Consider the following 19098-nt stretch of genomic DNA (forward strand, 5'->3'; position numbering starts at 1 on the left):
CAAGATCACTTTGCGTAACCGATTGTTTGTAAGGCGTCCTTGATTTCATCAAGGATGGCAGGATCGTCGATGGTGGCGGGCATTTTATAGTCCTGACCGTCAGCAATCGAAACCATCGTGCCGCGCAGGATCTTGCCCGAACGGGTCTTGGGCAGCCTGTCGACGATCACAGCCAGTTTGAAAGCTGCAACGGGGCCGATCTTTTCGCGCACCATCTTGATGACCTCCTGAACCACATCACCGTGGTCCCGGTCGGCGCCGGCATTCAGGCATAGGAACCCGACAGGCATCTGACCCTTCAACTGATCCGATACACCGATCACAGCACATTCGGCCACGTCCGGGTGGGCGGCCAGAACCTCTTCCATCCCGCCGGTCGAAAGGCGATGACCCGCCACGTTGATGACATCATCAGTTCGCGCCATGATATAGAGGTATCCGTCCTCGTCGATCATGCCTGCATCGCCTGTTTCATAGTAACCGGGGAAGTGCTCCAGATAGGATTTCTTGAACCGTTCCTCTGCGTTCCAGAGGGTCGGCAGCGTGCCTGGAGGCAGCGGTAGCTTGACCGCAATGGCACCCAGTTCTCCCGCTTTCATCGGGTGGCCGCCTTCGTCCAGAATTTGCACGTCATAGCCCGGCATCGGTTTAGCGGGTGAGCCCAGCTTGATCGGCAGTTCTTCGATGCCCAGGGGATTGCCAGCGATGGCCCAACCGGTTTCGGTTTGCCACCAATGGTCGATCACAGGAACGTTCAGCGCATTTTGGGCCCAGATGATGGTGTCGGGATCAGCGCGTTCGCCTGCCAGATACAGGGCGCGCAAATGCGACAGGTCGTATTTGGCGATCAGTTCACCCTTTGGGTCTTCTCGTTTTACGGCGCGGATCGCCGTGGGTGCGGTGAAAAAGCTTTTGACCTTATGCTCTGATATCACGCGCCAGAAGGTGCCAGCGTCGGGGGTGCCAACCGGTTTGCCTTCGAAAACGATGGTTGTGTTCCCATGGATGAGCGGTGCGTAGCAGATATACGAATGTCCTACGACCCAGCCCACATCGGATGCCGCCCAGAACACATCGCCGGGATCGACGTTGTAGATGTTCTTCATCGACCAGTTCAGCGCCACCAGATGTCCGGCAGTGGGGCGCACAACACCCTTGGGCGCACCCGTGGTGCCAGAGGTGTAAAGGATATAGGCCGGATCGTTACCATCGACCGGTACGCATTCTGCAGGTTCAACGCCGTATTGAAAACCGTGCCAGTTGAAATCGCGTCCTTCAATCAGTTGAGCAACCTCTTGTTCACGCTGGAATATTACGCAGAATTCTGGCTTGTGATCAGCCAGGTCGATCGCGCCGTCCAGCAGAGGTTTATAGTGCACCACGCGACCGGGCTCCATCCCGCACGACGCGGCGATGATCGCTTTGGGTTTGGCGTCATCAATACGAACGGCCAATTCGTTACTGGCAAACCCGCCGAACACAACCGAATGCACCGCGCCCAGTCGTGCACAGGCCAACATTGCCTCAAGCGCCTCGGGGATCATCGGCATATAGATGATGACGCGATCACCTTTCTCGACGCCTTTGGCTCGCAGCGCACCGGCAAGGTTGGCCACACGGTTGCGTAGCTCAACATACGAAATCTCGCGCTTGGTATGAGTGATGGGGCTGTCATAGATGATGGCCGTTTGCTCTCCGCGACCGTTTTCCACGTGACGGTCTACCGCGTTCCAGCACGTATTTACCCGCGCGTCGCTGAACCATTCATACAGTGGGGCATTGTCGTCGAACAACGCTTTGCTGGGTTCTTTTACCCAGTCGATCCCTTTGGCGGCGTCCATCCAGAACGCTTCGGGGTCAGTTTTCCAGCTGTCATAAACGTCCTGATACGCCATCTCGTTCTCCTCACAACGACTTGAATATTGTGTTAGGACCCAGAAAACTTTCGGGCAAGCGTGTCAAATGGCGACGCGTCAGTTTATCGCAAAATATTTGCAGGAAACCGCTGAAGAGGCTGCAAAGTTTTGCAAACCCCTTTTCTGCCAGCGGGAAACAAAGATCTCAAGGTCGAGTTTGCAAATCTGCAAACCCTGCGCTGCAAAAACAGGAACGGGCTACGACTCAACAAAACTCGAAGTGTTAAGCGCGTTTGACTACTGCCGACAGAACAACCTTTAGACGGCCACAAGTTATCGGCCATTCGTAAATTGCTGGTAAACCGCACCCCATTCCAGAGTGCGGTCCGGGTTATCATTGCGATTGCTCAGCCGTAATGCGCAACCGGAGTGCCAGCGATGGCAGCCATATTCAGCAAGCCGCGCGCGGTGATCGACGGCGTTACAATATGAGCTTTGTTGCCCATGCCCATCAGAATGGGGCCAACTTCGATTCCATCAGCTTTCATCTTAAGGATATTGCGCACCCCGCTGGCAGCGTCCGCATGAGCGAAGATCAGCACATTTGCTGCGCCTTCAAGACGCGAAGCCGGGAAAATGCGCGCCCGAAGGTCTCCGTCCAAAGCGGCATCCAGGTTCATTTCACCCTCGTACACGAAATCACGCGGCTGTTGATCCAGAATGTTCAGCGCCGCACGCAGCCGTTTGCCGGACCCTTCGGCTTGATTGCCGAATTGGGATTGCGAACAGAATGCAATTTTGGGCTCGATCCCGAACCGGCGCACGTGCCGTGCCGCACCAATGGTGGTTTCGGCCAGCTCTTCAGGGGTGGGCAATTGACGAACATGGGTGTCGGCAATGAACAGGGGCCCGTCTTCCAAAATCATCAGGGACAACGCACCATGCGGACGCAGGTCGCCATCGTCCAAAACCTGTTCGACATAATTCAGGTGCCAGCGATACTCGCCGAATGTACCGCAGATCAGACTGTCCGCTTCACCGCGATGCACCATAATGGCGCCGATCGCGGTGGTGTTGGTGCGCATGATTGCCTTGGCCAGATCCGGTGTCACGCCGCGGCGCTGCATGATCTGATGGTACGAGTTCCAGTAATCGTAATAGCGCGGATCGTTTTCCGGGTTTACGATCTGGCAATCCGTTCCAGGGCGTATTGTCAGGCCCAGCTTTTCACAGCGCGCTTCGATCACTTCCGGGCGCCCGATCAGGATTGGTGTCTCTGTTGTCTCTTCCAGGATGGCTTGTGAGGCGCGCAGCACGCGTTCATCCTCGCCCTCGGCAAAAACGATCCGGCGGGATGCGACCGCAGCGGCCTCGAACACAGGGCGCATCAGAAGGGCGGATTTGAAAACGGTCTGGTTCAGCTTTTCTTTGTATGCCTCAAAATCTTCGATTGGTCGTTTGGCGACACCGCTTTCCATGGCGGCCTTAGCCACGGATGATGAAACGACCCCAACCAAACGAGGGTCGAAAGGTTTGGGGATCAGGTAATCCGGGCCAAAAGTCAGTTGTTCACCTTTATAAGCGGCCGCGGCTTCTGCGCTTGTTGTCGCGCGTGCCATTTCCGCGATGCCGTCAACGCAGGCGATCTGCATCTCATCATTGATCTCGGTCGCGCCCACATCCAGCGCGCCTCGGAAGATAAAGGGAAAACACAGTACATTGTTGACTTGATTTGGAAAATCGCTGCGACCCGTGGCTATGATCGCGTCTGGGGCAACGTCGCGCGCGGCCTGTGGCAGGATTTCCGGCGTCGGGTTGGCCAACGCAAAAATTATCGGACGGCTGGCCATTTTTGCAACCATCTCGGGTTTAAGGACATTCGGACCGCTGAGGCCGAGAAACAGGTCTGCTTCTCCGATGACCTCATCCAATGTCCGCAGATCCGAGTTCTGGGCGAACTGGGATTTCTGCGGGTTCATATCCTCGGCGCGGCCTTCATAGACAAGCCCATGAATGTCGCATAACCAGATGTTCTCGCGCTTGACACCCAGTTTCACCAGCATGTTCAGGCAGGCAATCCCCGCAGCTCCACCTCCGGTCGAGACAACCTTAATGGTGTCAAAGGACTTTCCGGCCACGTGCAGGGCGTTTTTGGCAGCGGCCCCAACGACAATGGCGGTCCCATGCTGGTCGTCATGGAACACAGGAATGTTCATGCGCTCACGGCAGAGCTTTTCGACGATGAAACAATCGGGGGCCTTGATGTCTTCCAGGTTTATTGCGCCAAATGTTGGTTCAAGCGCGCAGACGATATCCGCCAGTTTTTCAGGGTCTGGTTGGTCGACTTCGATATCAAAGCAATCGATGCCTGCGAATTTTTTGAACAGGACGGCCTTGCCCTCCATCACCGGCTTGGACGCAAGCGCCCCGATATTGCCCAGCCCCAGAACCGCTGTGCCGTTGGACACTACCGCAACCAGATTGCCGCGTGCGGTGTAGCGTTCTGCATTTGCTGCATCTGCCTTGATCTCAAGGCTGGCCTCGGCCACGCCGGGCGAGTAGGCGCGGGCCAGATCGCGCCCGTTGGCCATCGGCTTGGTCGCCTTGATCTCAAGCTTTCCGGGTTTGGGATGGGCATGATAATCAAGCGAAGCCTGTCGCAGGCTAGGGGTGTCGGACATTGGCGTTTCTTCTCCCTGGGAAATATAATTTAACCTTAAACTATTTCTTTTAGCTTGGCTACGTTGCGTCACTTCGGCGAGTTGTCGCAACCGTGAAGTGTATAAAGCTTGATTTTTGTCACAAAACATTTACGTCTAGGCAACTTTGCAACCCATAACAGCACTCAGGCAAGAACAAGCAGTTATGACAATCAAGTTAAATGAGCAGGTCGGTGGCCTGTCCTACGGCTTTATGTCGCGTGCCCAGTATGCTCGGCTGGCGCTGTGGGGTGCAGCGTTGTTGGCGGGTGCTCTGGTCAGCGTTATTATTGTGTGGCCCGAGTTCGCGGCAAAGTTCAACCATGAAGGCGGCCCGATAGAAACAGTCTCGGCCGCAGGTTTGTTTGTCGCGGGTCTTTCGGCGCTGTGGCGGTACCGGGGCGTGACCCGTGCCTATATCGGCCTCACATGCCTTTTGCTTGCTGAGCGAGAGTTAGAGGCTGACATCTATTCCGAAGGAAGTCTGCCATTTGCGATCCTTCATGGGTTGGACGTGTTTCTGGATATCGTATGGGTCAGGGTTGCGCTGATCCTGTTGGTGCTGGGCGGTGCGATCTGGCACGGCATTCCAACAGGGTGGCGTGCGTTCAAGCAACGCAACCTGTCATTGATTGTGTTCGTTGCGGCGGGATGCGCGGCCGTGACTGCTCAGCTGTTGGAAGAATTTGTCGGGCTGTACAGCGGTGCCTTGTCTGACCTCATGCAAGTGCGGCTTTTTGTTCTGGAAGAAACGCTCGAGATGTTCTTTTCGATTGGCATTTTGGCCTCTGTTCTGATCGGATGGCCGAAAACGCAATCCAACGGAACGCCCCATGACCAAGACAGCCGAGCCATCGCAGACATACGCTGAATTTCGCCTGCCCACGCAAGAGCTGCGTGACGACATCCCCTTTTACACAAAGACATTGGGGATGAAGATGGACATGATCTATCCCGCAGACGATCCGCGCATTGCGGTGTTCTCAGGGCATGGTTTGCGGTTGCGCATCGAAAAGGATGCACCCGAAAGCGCCGGAACGCTGCGTATTCTGACCGATGACCCAGAAGGTTTCGCCAACGGTGAACGGGTTCTTGTTGCGCCAAACGGGACCCGTGTCGAAATCGAAGAGCGTAGCCCGCCGCTTGTGATGCCTGAAACGGTTCATTCCTTTGTGGTGCGCAGGCTAAAGGATCAGGCTCCTTGGATCATCGGGCGCGCCGGAATGTATTACCGCGATCTGGTGCCGGATCGGCTCGGCGGTTCAATCATCGCAAGCCATATTCGTATTCCAGACGGCGGCCCCGTGCCTGACATGGTGCATTTTCACAAGGTTGGGTTTCAACTGATCTTTTGCATCCACGGTTGGGTCGATGTGGTCTATGAAGACCAGGGCGAAAAGATGCGGCTGACGGCTGGCGATTGCTTTATCCAACCACCGGAAATTCGTCATCGCGTGCTGGAAGCATCCGACAATGTTCAGGTCATTGAGATCGGTGTGCCGGCAGAACATGTCACGGAAATCGACCATGACATGCAGCTCCCAACCCCGCATTTTCGTCCCGATCGGGAATGGCAGGGGCAACGCTTTGTCTACAATCAGGCGAAGGATGCCGAATGGGGGCCGTTCCGTTTGCCGGGGTACATTTGCCGCGACACAACAATTGCCGAAAACACCAAGTGTGTCGCCGGGGTTCAGGTTGTGCGCAAAGGGCAGGGTGAACCGGAATGGGCCAGCCATGACACCGATATCCATTTCACCTTCGTGATGGGCGGCCAAGTTACGCTGGAAGGCGAAGGTCGCGAACCCTACCGGCTGGAACAAGGGGATGCTTTTGTCATTCCACCGGGCATGCGTACGCGTTTGTCCGCACCATCGGATGATATGGAATTGCTGGAAGTCACCTTGCCCGGTACCTTCAACACAACACTGGGGTGACTGAAAAACAAGGTAAGGGGGCTTCTATTCCCCCGCCTTTTTCCGGTAGGGTCCAATTTTCTGACCAGATGATCAAAAATGAGGAATCGCCATGTCGCTGAAAGACGCTGCCTTGTCCGTCCGGGAAAACGCCTATGCGCCTTATTCGAGCTTCAAGGTAGGCGCGGCGCTGCGGTCTTCCTCGGGTCAGATTTATTCTGGTTGCAATGTCGAGAACGTCGCATACCCTGAAGGCACCTGTGCCGAGGCCGGTGCGATTGCCGCGATGGTTGCCGCAGGCGAACAGGACCTCACTGAGGTCTATGTGGTCGCCTCGAGCCCGCAACCCGTGCCGCCTTGCGGTGGTTGCCGACAGAAACTGGCCGAGTTCGGCAAGCGTGATGTGAAAGTCACTTTGGCAACCGTGGATGGTGCCGAGTTCGAAACCACCATCGGAGAATTGCTGCCTGGCGCGTTTGATGCCTCTCATATGGAAGATGTCTGACGCATGGATGCCCGTTCGATCATTGCAAAGCTGCGCAGGCTTGAGGTGCCAGGGCGCGAAGAATTGATCTGGTTTGCACAGGGGCTGGCCGACGGCAGTGTCAGCGACGCGCAGGCCGGGGCCTTTGCCATGGCCGTCTGCATGGGCGGTTTGGGCCCGCAGGGGCGCGCGGATTTGACAGTCGCGATGCGCGACAGCGGTGATGTGCTTACTTGGGATGTCGACGGGCCGGTGATCGATAAACACTCGACCGGCGGAGTCGGGGATAGCGTTAGCCTTGTACTTGCTCCGGCGCTGGCGGAATGCGGGGCATATGTTCCAATGATCTCGGGCCGTGGGTTGGGGCACACCGGCGGGACACTGGACAAGCTTGAGGCGATACCGGGCGTCAGCACGCAGATCGGGCAAGATCGTCTTGCACAGATCTTGGGTGAAACCGGTGCTGCCATTGTTGGCGCAACGGGGCAGATCGCTCCGGCCGATAAGCGACTTTATGCGGTGCGTGATGTAACCGCGACTGTCGAAAGTTTGGACCTGATCACGGCTTCGATCCTTTCCAAAAAATTGGCGGCCAGCCCGGACGCACTGGTTCTTGACGTCAAGGTCGGCAGCGGTGCCTTCATGAAAACGATGGAAGATGCTCAAAAGCTTGCCACAGCATTGACCGAGACTGCAAACGCGGCGGGGTGCCGGACGTCAGCGGTGATTACGGATATGAACCAGCCACTGGCCCCCGCGTTGGGCAATGCGTTGGAAATTGCAGAAGTTATGAAGGTCCTGACCGGATCGCAATCTTCACCGTTGGCAGACATCTCTGCCGAGCTGGGGGGGGTATTGCTGACGGATGCCGGAATGTGCGGGTCGGTCGCGGAAGGGCGCGAACAGATCGCCGCAGTCATCCGGGACGGGCGCGCCGCAGAACGGTTTGGTCGCATGATGGCTGCGGTCGGCGGCCCCGTACAGTTTGTCGAAACCTGGGCCCGGTTCCTGCCAGAGGCCAACGTCATCCAAGAGGTTCCCGCCCCCAGGGATGGTTACGTCTCGGCCATCGACGGAGAAGCGCTGGGTCTTGCCGTGGTGGCGCTGGGCGGTGGTCGTCAGGTCGAAAGCGACCAGATCGATCCAGCGGTTGGGATCTCTGGTATTCTCCGGCTGGGGGATCGTGTATCCAAAGGGGCACCCATCGCTGTAATCCATTCAGCACGGGAGGACGCCGCGCTTCGGGCTGCAAAAAGCGTTCTCAGCGCTATTACGATCAGCGATACACCTCCATCGGTTCCTGATCTGGTGCGTGAAAGGATCAGCGTATGACCCGCGCGTTCCTTGTTGTCATGGATTCCGTCGGTATAGGCGGGGCACCTGATGCCAGTCAGTTCTTCAATGGCAGTATTCCGGATACAGGGGCGAATACTCTGGCCCACATCGCGCAGGCTTGTGCCGAGGGGCGAGCAGAAGGCGGGCGATCAGGCGATTTGAACTTGCCGCATCTTGACGCATTGGGTCTGGGTGCGGCTGTGCGCTTGGCGTCCGGGGACGAAATTCCGGGGTTGGGCGCAGAACCCACCGGCCTGTGGGGCTGCGCGCGCGAGCATTCGCCCGGCAAGGACACGCCCTCGGGCCATTGGGAACTAGCAGGCCTGCCAGTGCCGTGGGACTGGCATTATTTTCCAGACACGGTTCCAGCCTTTCCAGCGGACCTGAGCCGTGCCGCAGCTGAAGCGGCAGGGACCGAAGGCGTCCTTGGGGATTGTCACGCTTCGGGCACTGCGATCATCGCCGAGTTGGGTGCCGAGCACATGCGGACCGGTTGGCCGATCTGCTACACCTCTGCCGACAGCGTGTTTCAAATCGCCGCTCATGAAGAAAGCTTCGGGCTGAACCGGCTGCTGGACATGTGCCGCGCGCTTGCACCGCGTCTGCATGAGATGAAAGTTGGGCGTGTCATTGCGCGCCCCTTTATCGGCACGCCAGAGACGGGCTTTGAACGCACGACCAATCGCAAGGATTTCGCTATTTTGCCGCCCGCACCAGTGCTGACCAATTGGGCGCAGGATGCGGGACGAAAGGTGCACGCCGTGGGCAAGATCGGCGACATCTTTTCGATGCAGGGCATCGACACGCTGCGCAAAGGATCTGATGCCGAATTGATGCAGCACCTGTCTGATCTCGTGGACGAGGCGGAAGACGGCAGTTTGACCTTCGCCAATTTCGTAGAATTCGACAGCTTGTATGGCCATCGCCGCGACATCAGCGGTTATGCCCGCGCGCTTGAATGGTACGACCGGGAAATCGGGAAGATTCTGGCGAAACTCCGCCCTGGAGACCTATTGCTGCTGACCGCCGATCATGGCAATGACCCCAGCTGGACCGGAACGGATCACACGCGTGAACAGGTGCCGGTTCTGATTGCAGGGCAGGGCGCGGGGAAGATCGGACAAGTGGATTTTGCCGATGTCGCCGCCAGCATTGCTCATCACCTGAACATTCCGGCGCAAGGGCCGGGTAGGAACTTTTTATGAACGTCGCCGACCTTCCAAAAATCGAACTGCACCTGCATCACGAAGGCGCAGCGCCTCCGGCATTCATCCGTCAACTCGCGCATGAAAAGCGCGTGGACCTGAGCGGTATCTTCAAGTCGGACGGATCTTATGATTTCCGCGACTTCGCGCATTTCCTGAGCGTGTACGAGGCCGCTTGCGAAGTTTTGAAAACGCCCGAAGATTTTCGACGGCTTACTTTGGCCATTCTGGAAGAAAGCGCCGAGAATGGTGTGGTTTATTCCGAGACTTTTCTCAGCCCGGATTTCTGCGGTGGCGGCGATCTGCACGCGTGGCGCGATTATCTGAACGCCATCCAGGATGCCGCAGGCGAGGCCGAGCGCAAGTTTGACATTACGCTGAGGGGCGTCATCACCTGCGTGCGCCATTTCGGCCCCGAACAGGCCAAGCGCAGCGCCCAATGTGCAGCTGAGACCGCTGGCGACTGGATCACCGGGTTCGGTATGGGCGGGAACGAATCCATCGGTGCGCAAGGTGATTTCAAATGGGCCTTCGATTGTGCGCGCGAAGCCGGTCTGCGTCTGACCACACATGCGGGTGAGTTCGGTGGCCCTGACAGCGTGCGCGATGCCATCCGTGATCTGGGGGTCGAACGCATCGGTCACGGCGTTCGCGCCATCGAAGACCCCGACCTTGTTCGCGAATTGGTGGATCGGGACATCACTCTTGAAGTCTGCCCAGGGTCGAACGTGGTTCTGGGCCTTTTCCCGGATTTTGCAGCGCATCCGATCGCACGCTTGCGCGACGCAGGCGTAAAGGTCACGGTGTCCACAGACGACCCTCCGTTCTTTCACACGACCATGCGGCGGGAGTATGAGATGTTGAACGCAGCTTTCGGCTGGGAGGCCGAGGATTTTGCGACACTGAATGAGATGGCCCTGAACGCGGCCTTCTGCGATGAAGATACCCGTACGCGGGTCAAGAAAAGACTGGAGACATCATGAGCGAACACCTGACCGTCGTCGATCACCCGTTGGTTCAACACAAACTGACGCTCATGCGAGACAAGGGCACCTCAACGGCTGAGTTTCGGCAGTTGCTGCGCGAAATTACGCTTTTGCTGGCCTACGAGGTCACGCGTGAAATCCCTCTGACCACGCGCCATATCGAAACGCCGATGGAAGAGATGGACGCCCCGATCCTAGCGGGCAAGAAGATGGCGCTTGTGTCAATCCTGCGCGCCGGAAATGGGATGTTGGATGGGGTTTTGGAACTTGTGCCCTCCGCGCGCGTTGGCTTTGTCGGGCTGTATCGCGACGAAGAAACCCTGAAGCCCGTACAGTACTATTTCAAGGCACCCGAAGGCCTGAAAGACCGTTTGGTCATTGCCGTGGATCCGATGTTGGCCACCGGCAACAGTTCGGCCGCTGCCATTGATCTGCTGAAAGAGGCGGGCGCAACGGATATCCGCTTCCTTTGCCTGCTGGCGGCACCCGAAGGTGTGGCGCGAATGAAAGAAGCGCACCCGGACGTGCACATCGTGACCGCTGCACTGGACCGCGAGTTGAACTCGAAAGGCTATATCATGCCGGGCCTGGGCGATGCGGGCGACCGCATGTTCGGCACCAAATAAGCCTGATTATTCGCCGCAAATGTTCTGAAGCCGGACCCAGTCGCGGTCCGGCAAAACCTGTTCCAGGGTGCGACCTGCCATCGGGTCCGCCTCGATCAGTCCCAAGACAGTTTCACCCGTTATATCTCGAGCATATGCATAAGGCGTCGAGGGCAGGGCGGCTTGTGCAAAGACCGCCAAAAGCTGGTCATCCAAAAGCGAAGGCCGAGGGTCTGATACAACTTGTTCGGTGTAGTTGTCGATGATGGCAGGCGTCAGTCCGCCGGTTGTCAGCAAACGGAAAGCCGACGATGCACCGGTTCGATCCAGAAGATCATCAAGTGGGTCCGTCTGTTCCATGCGGGCGCGTTCCGCGATGACATAACCCGCGGCGACGGCAGGGTCTTCATAGTCTTCCACCAACGATTTGTTCAACACAACCGTGCCGCCGGGAAGGCTCAGACTGTCCTGTACGCCTGCAGGCAGGATAATGATCTGGCGTACACCAGTCCGCTTGGCCAGCCGATCCAGCGACCCCTGCGCATCCACCGAAGAACAGGCGCGCCCCGAGACACGTTCGATCCTGTGCAGTATGGTCTCACCGATTTCCTGCCGTTTCACCTGTGGAACGACGGAAACAACGTGGCTCTGCAATGCGCCGGGCAACCAAAACAGCAGCAGGGCCAATACAGCGACAACAACGCCCCCGACACTCAACCACCGCAGACGACCGGGGTGCGGGCGCGCGCGATCAATGGCGCGTTGCAAGCGGTCAATGGCGTCCAGCATCGTGGTTTCGGTTTCCGCCAGTTCCAGCGTTTCGTCCGGGTCGCCGTTGGGGTTGAAAACGGCCGGAAAAGACCCTGGGTTCTGTCGTTCCAGTGCAGCCAAAGACCAATGGGTCAAGGCCCTGTCATTGAAGTCGGAAATCGTCAGAGTGGCTTCACCGATCGATACCACAACCTCTCGCCGCTGTTCATCGGGCGAAGGGCGCCACAGACCGGTGGCTTCGATCCGCTGGTACTTTTTCAGGGCCGTCATCTTGATGGGGTCTGCTCAGAATTGTTTTGCCACAGCTTAGCATGGTGCATTCGTTAGGCGCAAACCTGTTGCGCAGCTAAAGCAAAATGTGCTGGATACCCGACAAGAAAAAGTCCCAGATCTTTGATCGCAATCGAGGCACTTACATGCAGGATCATTCAACAACTTCGCCGGTTTTGGCTTCGGGTTTGATGATTGGCTCCATGGCGATCATTGGCGTGATCGACAATGTGGTGGTGCTGTTGGCCGAAACGGTTGGCTTGTGGCAGTTCCATCTGACCCGTGCCTTGCTGATGTTTCCATTGATTGTCGGTCTTTCTGTTGTGGGTTTGGGTCGGCTGCGCCCACGCCGTTGGAGATCCGTCATTTTACGTAGTGTTTTGATGACGGTCGCCATGCTGTGCTATTTTGCATCTTTGGCGATGATGCCCATTGCGCAAGCGTTGGCAGGATTGTTCACGTCGCCGATCTTCGTGCTGTTGATTTCATCTCTGGCGCTCAGGCAGACGATTGGCCCCTGGCGCATTCTGGCCGTTCTGATGGGATTCACCGGTATTTTGTTGGTGCTGCAGCCAAACCCGAGCGACTTTGATACGCGGACGCTGTTGCCGGTTGTGGCCGGTTTTTTCTATGCGTTGGGCTCGATCCTGACACGCACACATTGCTCGTCAGAAAGCACGGTGGCCATGTTGGCGGCCATGGTTATCACACTGGGTACAGCCGGAGCGATTGGCGCCATGGCTTTCACGCTTTCCCCTGTTGACACCCCTGACGGACCGGAAGGCTTTGTCACGCGGGGCTGGGTTTGGGCATTCGGACCTGCGATGCTTTGGATCGGTATCCAGGCCGTTGGTTCGACGGTCGCGGTCTTCATGTTGATCAAGGCGTATCAGGTGGGTGAGCCATCTTATGTGGCTGTCTTCGAGTATTCAGTCATGATCTTTGGCCCGCTTTTTGCTTTTGTAGCACTTGGGCAGTCCATCGGCGTCATGCAAGTTTCGGGCATTGCCTTGATCGCATTGGCGGGCGCATTGTTGGGATGGCGGGCTAAACGCTCTTCCTCCTTGCAAGAGATGGCCTAACGCTCACAAAGGGCCGAATGGCGAGGATTCGCCACAGCCCGCACGGGTCTTTCGTTTCAGAAATGGCAAAAAAGCTCGAATTTACGGAGTGAATGTTTACAAAAATACAAGGGGATGGGGCAAATATTGCTCAAATCAGGCGCAATTATGTCTGAAATAAGACAGCCTTCATTTTTTGGTGCTAGCTATTGGGCATAACCAATTTGTGCCAAAGGGGGTTCGGCACGTGTCTGAAGTTACGAGTATTTCTGTTTATCTAAATCAATCGCCCGAGTTTGAGCCAATCAATCCAAGTCACGCGATGAACGCGCGCCGTGGCGGATTTTTGCAGGGCACGAAGATTGCCACCACCAGTGGCTGGAAGCCAGTCGAACGGATCGCTGTAGGTGATCTGGTTCGAACACTCGACCACGGTTTCAAAGAGGTGCGCCGCATCTCGACCAGTACCGTGGTCATTCCAGCAGATGAGCGGCGCGCTGAATATCTGCCGATCTTTGTACCGGCCCGTGCTGCCTTTAACGGGCGACCAGTTTGGTTGATGCCTGAACAAGGTATGGCACTTAGCTTGTCCAAGATTGATGAAGGGGCCGAAGGAATTTCGGTGGTGCCCGCACGTGTTCTGAATGGGGCTGGGCGCATGATGTCTCAAGCTCCGGGATCATCTTTTGAAGTCAGTTCGCTGTTCTTTGACGAGGATCAGGTGATCTTTGTCGAAGGGGGCTTGCAAGCGTTTTGCCCTTCGGGTCGCTTTTCGATGCGGGGGACAGCCCAAGTGCAAGCATACAAGGTCGTGGACGAGACTGCCGCAGAAGACCTTGTCAATTCGATTGCTATCAAGGGCGACATGTCGGCCCTAGCAAACCCATTGGGTGCACTGCCTGCGCCCATTCCGCAGGACCCGATATTTCCGATCCGCCCGCCATCTGGGGTCAGGCGGCCTGGTCGACCGGGGCGCCCGAACGCGCCGGTTCTGTTCCTGCGGCCCGAATGGCAGATCTAACCAAACACTGACAAGAACGATGCAGGCGCGTGGTTTCACGCGCCTGCATCATTGTTTCAAGCGGCTTTTGCTTCGGGATTGAAGCGGCCATAAAAGCTCTGACCTTTTTCGGCCATTTCACGCAGCAGCGGCGGGCAGGTGAAGCGCTCGCCGTAGGTTGCGGCCAGTTGATCGCACCGCTCGGCCGCATAGGGCGTGCCGATGATGTCCAGCCAGCTGAGCGGGCCACCGGACCAAGGCGCAAAACCCCAGCCCAGAATCGCGCCCACGTCACCTTCACGGATGTCTTCCAGAACGCCTTCTTCCAGCGCGCGCACCGCTTCTAGCACCTGCGCGAACATCAGGCGTTCCTGGACTTCGATCAGGTCAGGCTGCTCGGCGGCCAGCGGGTACTTGTCTTGCAGACCCTTCCAATATTCGACGCGCTTGCCCTTGTCGTCATAGTCAAAGAAACCCGCATTGGCCTTGCGACCCAGTCGGCCCTGTTCCTCCATCCAGAAGATCAGATCGTCCGAGGGGCTTTCGGGATAGGCATCGCCCATGGCCGCCTTGGTGGCGCGGGCAATCTTGGCACCCAGATCAATCGAAGTTTCATCGGTCAGCTGGATCGGGCCGACCGGGAAGCCAAGCTGACGCGCGGCGTTGTCGATCAGGATAGGGCTGACGCCCTCGGTGATCATGCGCGCACCTTCGTTGATATAGGGGATGATGCAGCGGTTGGCATAGAAGAAGCGCGCATCGTTGACCACGATCGGTGTCTTGCGGATCTGACGGACATAATCCAGCGCCTTCGCCACTGCGCGATCCCCGGTTTCCTTGCCCTTGATGATTTCGACCAGGAACATCTTCTCAACCGGCGAGAAGAAGTGGATGCCGATGAACTGTTCGGGCCGCACCGAGGCTTTCGCCAGATCCGTGATCGGCAGCGTCGAGGTGTTCGAGGCAAAGATGCAATCCTCGGGGATGATGGCCTCTACCTTCTTGGTCATCTCAGCTTTCACACCGGGGTCTTCGAACACGGCTTCGATAATCAGATCGCAGCCGTTCAGATGTTCCAGATCGGGGGTCGCGGTGATGCGGGCCAGCAGGGCTTCTTTCTTCTCAGCCGTGGCTTTACCACGCTTGATGCCCTTGTCCATATAGCTTTGGCTGTACGCCTTGCCCTTGTCGGCGGCTTCCTGATCACGGTCGATCAGAACAACCTCCATCCCGGCCTGGGCGGAAACCAGAGCGATACCGGCACCCATCATGCCCGCGCCCAGAACGCCGACCTTTTTAACGCGCTGATCTGGTACATCCTTGGGACGCACAGCGCCTTTCTCCAACGCTTCCTTGTTCAGGAACAGCGACCGGATCATGGCCGACGAAGACGGGTTCATCAGGACATTGGTGAACCACCGCGCCTCGATCTTCAGGGCGGTGTCGAAGTCAACCAATGCGCCTTCATAGATCGAGCTCAGCAGAGCTTTGGCCGCCGGGAACGCACCCTGCGTCTTGCCGTTCACCATCGCGCTTGCACCCACGAAGGTCATGAAGCCAGCAGGGTGGTAAGGTGCGCCGCCGGGCATCTTGTAGCCTTTCGCGTCCCAAGGCTTTACCAAATCGGCATCCTTGGCGTTCAGAACCCATTCCTTGGCTGCAGCAACCGGGTCATCTGAAACTGCGTCGATCAGCTGTGCACCCTTAGCCTTCTTCGGGTCCATCATCTTGCCTTCCAGCAGGACGGGAGCCGCCGCCATCGCACCAACCATGCGGCTATAGCGCATTGTCCCGCCGCCACCTGGGAAGATACCCAGCAGAATTTCGGGCAGACCGATCTTGGATTTCGGGTTGTCGGTCATCACGCGGTGATGGCAGGCAAGGGCGATCTCGGTCCCGATCCCGGCGCATGTGCCGTTGATTGCGCAGGCAATAGGCTTGCCGCCCTTCTTGGTCTTGGGGTCCATACCTGCCAATTCCAGCTTGCGCAGAATGTGGTGGCCACCCATGACGAAATCGAACAGCGCTTGCGCCGGTTCTTCACCCGCCTCCTGGCGAATGGTGGCCAGCGTATTCAGGTCCATGCCGCCTGCAAACGAGCCCTCTTTGCCCGAAGTGATGACGATCCCCTTGATCTCATCATCGTTCAGGGCCTGATCGATCAGCTGGCTGACCTCCTGAAACGCCTCGCGGGTCAGCACGTTCATGGATTTGCCCAGGGCGTCCCAGGTTACGAAGGCGACGCCGTCCGCGTCTTTGCTCAGAGTGAAATCAGTCATTGTCATCTCCAATCTGGTCAGCCGTCAGCGGGCTGCCGTCTTTCCGGGTGAAAGAGAATCCGTTCTCATCATCCTTCACCATCATGTCTAAGTCGCTGTAAAAACAGGTCTCGGTCGGGGTCCGAGTGCCCACCACCAGAAAGGTCGCAGGCGCATCGGTTTTGTTCACAAGGTGATGGCCGTTGGTTTCACCAGCGGGCCAGGCGGCGCAATCACCGGGCTGCATCTCATGCTCACCATCGTCGTCGATCAGCACGCATGTACCGCTGAGCATGATGGCAAACTCGTCCTGCTCCATGTGGTAATGACGCAGCGAGGACAGAGCTTGTGGCTCAAGCCGCACGATGTTGACCCCGAACTGGGTCAGCCCACCCGCATCTCCAACGCCCTTTTTGAAACGGCCTCCGACCGCCTCAGCCAGCTTGCCAGGATAGGACGAGCCACCATTGAACGGGATCTGAGAGAGATCCAGCTTAGGCATCAGACCCGCTCGATAATCGTTGCCGCACCCATACCGGACGCGATGCAAAGCGTGGCCAGACCGGTTTCCTTGTCCTGACGTTCCAGCTCATCCAGCAGCGTGCCGATGATCATCGCGCCGGTTGCGCCCAACGGGTGACCCATCGCGATCGAGCCGCCGTTCACGTTCACAAGGGCCGGATCGACGTCGAATGCCTGCTGGAACCGCAGCACGACCGAGGCAAATGCTTCGTTCACTTCGAACAGGTGAAGATCGCCGATCTTCATGCCGTTGTCAGCCAGGATCTTTTCGGTAACCGGAACCGGGCCGGTCAGCATGATGGTCGGATCGGTGCCGATCTTGGCGGTTGCCTTGATACGGGCGCGCGGCTTGAGGCCGTATTTTTCACCGAACTCTTTGTTGCCAATCAGAACAGCCGCCGCGCCGTCCACGATGCCCGAACTGTTGCCCGCGTGGTGGATGTGGTTGATCCGTTCCAGATGCGGGTACTTGATCATCGCCACCTTGTCGAAGCCGGGCATCTGCTCGCCCATCATCTGGAAGGACGGGTTCAGCGCGCCGAGGCTCTGCATGTCAGTACCGGGGCGCATGTATTCGTCGCGATCGAGAATGGTCAGGCCGTTCTGGTCAGTCACCTTGATGACGGATTTCTCAAACCGGTTGTCTTCCCAGGCCTCTGCCGCACGCCGTTGCGATTCGACGGCCAGCGCGTCTGCGTCGTCGCGGCTAAAGCCATACTCAGTAGCGATAATATCCGCTGAAATACCCTGCGGAACGAAGTAGGTCTCCATTGCCAGCGAAGGATCAACTGCAATCGCCGCGCCGTCGCTGCCCATAGCCACACGGCCCATCATCTCAACACCGCCAGCGATATAAGCATCGCCAGCGCCGCCTTTGACTTGGTTTGCCGCCAGGTTCACGGCTTCCATGCCCGAGGCGCAGAAGCGGTTGATCGCCAGTCCGGGGATCGACTGATCCAGGTCCGAGGCCAGAACCGCCGAGCGCGCCAAACATCCGCCTTGCTCCATCACCTGCGTGACGTTGCCCCAGATCACGTCCTCGACGGCGTGGCCTTCAAGGTTATTGCGTTCTTTCATCGCGTTCAGGGTCAGGGCGGACAGGCGCACCGAGGTAACCTCGTGCAGGCTGCCATCCTTACGGCCCTTGCCGCGCGGGGTGCGCAGGGCGTCATAAATGTAAGCTTCGGTCATGGGTCTTCTCCTTAAGCTCGATCCGACGGGTTGCCGGGCATCAGGTCATAGGGGTGTTTCCAGCCGGGCTGCTCGGATAACCGGGTCAGCCAGGCGTCGATATGGGGCCAGTCGGCACGGTCAAAGCCGAATGGTTCGGGATAATAAAGGTAGCCGCAGCAGCTGAGATCGGCGTTCGTCACGCCGTCACCGACGATCCAGTCGCGACCGTCCAAATGGGCGTTCAAAACTTGGTAAGCTGTCTTCAGGCGCCCCTGGTTAAAAGCAATTACGTCCGGGTTCCGGTGCTGTTCGGGCAGGAAATTGATCAGGAACCGTGTCAGCCCGGCCATTGAACTGAGCTTGTGGTTGTCCCACAAAACCCAGCGCAGGATGTCGTAGTTCTCATCCCGATCCTTGCCACCGAATTTACCGGACTTCTCGGTCACGTAAGCCTGAATGGCGCCGGACTGGCTGGTCCGAAAAACACCGTCGATCAGGACAGGCGCTTCGCCCATCTCATTCACTTCGGCGCGAAACTCCGGGGTGCGCGTCGCACCGTTGAAAAAGTCGACAAAGACCGGTTCCCAGTCCAACCCGGACATTTCAAGAGCGAGTGCGGCCTTGTAGCTATTTCCGCTTTCTCCGAAGCAATGCAGCTTTATGGTCATTCAATCGCCCCTCCCGTGGCGTTTGTGGATAGGTCGGTAGTTCCGAATTTGAAACGAGAAGAAGGGCGGGTTTACACTTTTCTCGTAACGGTTTCTTAAGGTTAATGCGGTTTCGTCCTCTTGCGGTACAGGCTGCCGAGCCGATGACCGTACGAGGAGAAGCCCCGCCGTCCCGGCTGAGTGCCACCTAGTGAGATCAGTTCCCGGATGGCGGGGTGGACGCGCATCCATATCTTCCTCTTGTTCCAAATACGGCCGCCGGAGGCGGAGTGATCGGTTGGCTTGTGTG

At 57.6% G+C, this 19098-nt stretch carries 16 protein-coding genes; 9 read left to right on the plus strand and 7 right to left on the minus strand.

Features of this window, described 5'->3' with window-relative positions; translation table 11 throughout:
* Nucleotides 1-5: 5 nt before the first annotated feature.
* Nucleotides 6-1895 (minus strand): propionate-CoA ligase PrpE, encoded by a 1890-nt coding sequence (gene prpE / locus GOV91_RS17735; protein ID WP_171177585.1) that lies wholly within the window; start codon nt 1893-1895, stop codon nt 6-8.
* Between the two features lie 368 nt (nt 1896-2263).
* Nucleotides 2264-4537: an NADP-dependent malic enzyme gene (locus tag GOV91_RS17740; RefSeq protein ID WP_171177583.1), complete on the minus strand. Its 2274-nt coding sequence runs from the start codon at nt 4535-4537 to the stop codon at nt 2264-2266.
* A 184-nt stretch (nt 4538-4721) separates the two neighbouring features.
* Between GOV91_RS17740 and GOV91_RS17745 the strand changes: the two genes are divergently transcribed.
* The 7 genes from GOV91_RS17745 to upp all read left to right on the plus strand — a co-directional run bounded on the left by GOV91_RS17745 (nt 4722) and on the right by upp (nt 11107).
* Nucleotides 4722-5426 (plus strand): hypothetical protein, encoded by a 705-nt coding sequence (locus tag GOV91_RS17745; protein WP_171236478.1) that lies wholly within the window; start codon nt 4722-4724, stop codon nt 5424-5426.
* A complete protein-coding gene (locus GOV91_RS17750) occupies nt 5389-6492 on the plus strand; it encodes a cupin domain-containing protein (protein ID WP_171236479.1) in 1104 nt (367 codons plus the stop codon). Before GOV91_RS17745 ends, GOV91_RS17750 begins: the two co-directional genes overlap by 38 nt.
* Nucleotides 6493-6583: 91 nt before the next feature.
* The gene (locus GOV91_RS17755) at nt 6584-6976 is read left to right on the plus strand and encodes a cytidine deaminase (RefSeq protein ID WP_171236480.1); all 393 of its coding nucleotides are present in this window, start codon (nt 6584-6586) and stop codon (nt 6974-6976) included.
* 3 nt (nt 6977-6979) lie between these two features.
* The gene (locus GOV91_RS17760) at nt 6980-8287 is read left to right on the plus strand and encodes a thymidine phosphorylase (protein ID WP_171177575.1); all 1308 of its coding nucleotides are present in this window, start codon (nt 6980-6982) and stop codon (nt 8285-8287) included.
* Nucleotides 8284-9495, plus strand: a complete 1212-nt coding sequence (locus GOV91_RS17765; RefSeq protein ID WP_171236481.1) for a phosphopentomutase — start codon at nt 8284-8286, stop codon at nt 9493-9495. The genes GOV91_RS17760 and GOV91_RS17765 overlap by 4 nt, the downstream gene beginning before the upstream one ends.
* Nucleotides 9492-10478, plus strand: a complete 987-nt coding sequence (locus GOV91_RS17770; RefSeq protein ID WP_171236482.1) for an adenosine deaminase — start codon at nt 9492-9494, stop codon at nt 10476-10478. Before GOV91_RS17765 ends, GOV91_RS17770 begins: the two co-directional genes overlap by 4 nt.
* Nucleotides 10475-11107, plus strand: coding sequence for a uracil phosphoribosyltransferase (upp, locus tag GOV91_RS17775; RefSeq protein ID WP_171177569.1), 633 nt, complete (start codon nt 10475-10477; stop codon nt 11105-11107). The genes GOV91_RS17770 and upp overlap by 4 nt, the downstream gene beginning before the upstream one ends.
* 6 nt (nt 11108-11113) lie before the next feature.
* Here the strand turns inward: upp and GOV91_RS17780 are convergent, their stop codons facing one another.
* Nucleotides 11114-12127 carry a hypothetical protein gene (locus tag GOV91_RS17780; RefSeq protein WP_171236483.1) on the minus strand — a complete coding sequence of 338 codons (1014 nt, stop codon included), beginning with the start codon at nt 12125-12127 and terminating at the stop codon, nt 11114-11116.
* A 146-nt stretch (nt 12128-12273) separates the two neighbouring features.
* Here GOV91_RS17780 and GOV91_RS17785 point away from each other — a divergent pair, with 146 nt between their 5' ends.
* Together GOV91_RS17785 and GOV91_RS17790 are read left to right on the plus strand one after the other, a co-directional pair.
* Entirely contained in the window at nt 12274-13209 is a 936-nt protein-coding gene (locus GOV91_RS17785) for a DMT family transporter (protein WP_171178085.1), read from the plus strand.
* A gap of 226 nt (nt 13210-13435) precedes the next feature.
* Nucleotides 13436-14209: a Hint domain-containing protein gene (locus GOV91_RS17790; protein ID WP_348540071.1), complete on the plus strand. Its 774-nt coding sequence runs from the start codon at nt 13436-13438 to the stop codon at nt 14207-14209.
* 56 nt (nt 14210-14265) lie between these two features.
* On the opposite strand, the gene GOV91_RS17795 is transcribed toward GOV91_RS17790, so the two are convergent.
* Genes GOV91_RS17795 through GOV91_RS17810 form a run of 4 tightly spaced genes read right to left on the minus strand, consistent with a single transcriptional unit; the run spans nt 14266 to nt 18809 of the window.
* Complete coding sequence (locus GOV91_RS17795) at nt 14266-16467, minus strand: 3-hydroxyacyl-CoA dehydrogenase NAD-binding domain-containing protein (protein ID WP_171236484.1); 2202 nt, start codon at nt 16465-16467, stop codon at nt 14266-14268.
* On the minus strand, nt 16460-16948 hold the full coding sequence (locus tag GOV91_RS17800; protein WP_171236485.1) for a cupin domain-containing protein: 489 nt from the start codon (nt 16946-16948) through the stop codon (nt 16460-16462). Before GOV91_RS17800 ends, GOV91_RS17795 begins: the two co-directional genes overlap by 8 nt.
* A complete protein-coding gene (locus GOV91_RS17805; RefSeq protein WP_171236486.1) occupies nt 16948-18159 on the minus strand; it encodes an acetyl-CoA C-acetyltransferase in 1212 nt (403 codons plus the stop codon). The genes GOV91_RS17800 and GOV91_RS17805 overlap by 1 nt, the downstream gene beginning before the upstream one ends.
* An 11-nt stretch (nt 18160-18170) precedes the next feature.
* Nucleotides 18171-18809 carry a glutathione S-transferase family protein gene (locus GOV91_RS17810; RefSeq protein ID WP_171236487.1) on the minus strand — a complete coding sequence of 213 codons (639 nt, stop codon included), beginning with the start codon at nt 18807-18809 and terminating at the stop codon, nt 18171-18173.
* Nucleotides 18810-19098 lie beyond the last annotated feature (289 nt).

Source organism: Ruegeria sp. HKCCA6837 (assembly GCF_013034475.1).
In the GTDB taxonomy this organism is placed as follows: Bacteria; Pseudomonadota; Alphaproteobacteria; order Rhodobacterales; family Rhodobacteraceae; genus Ruegeria.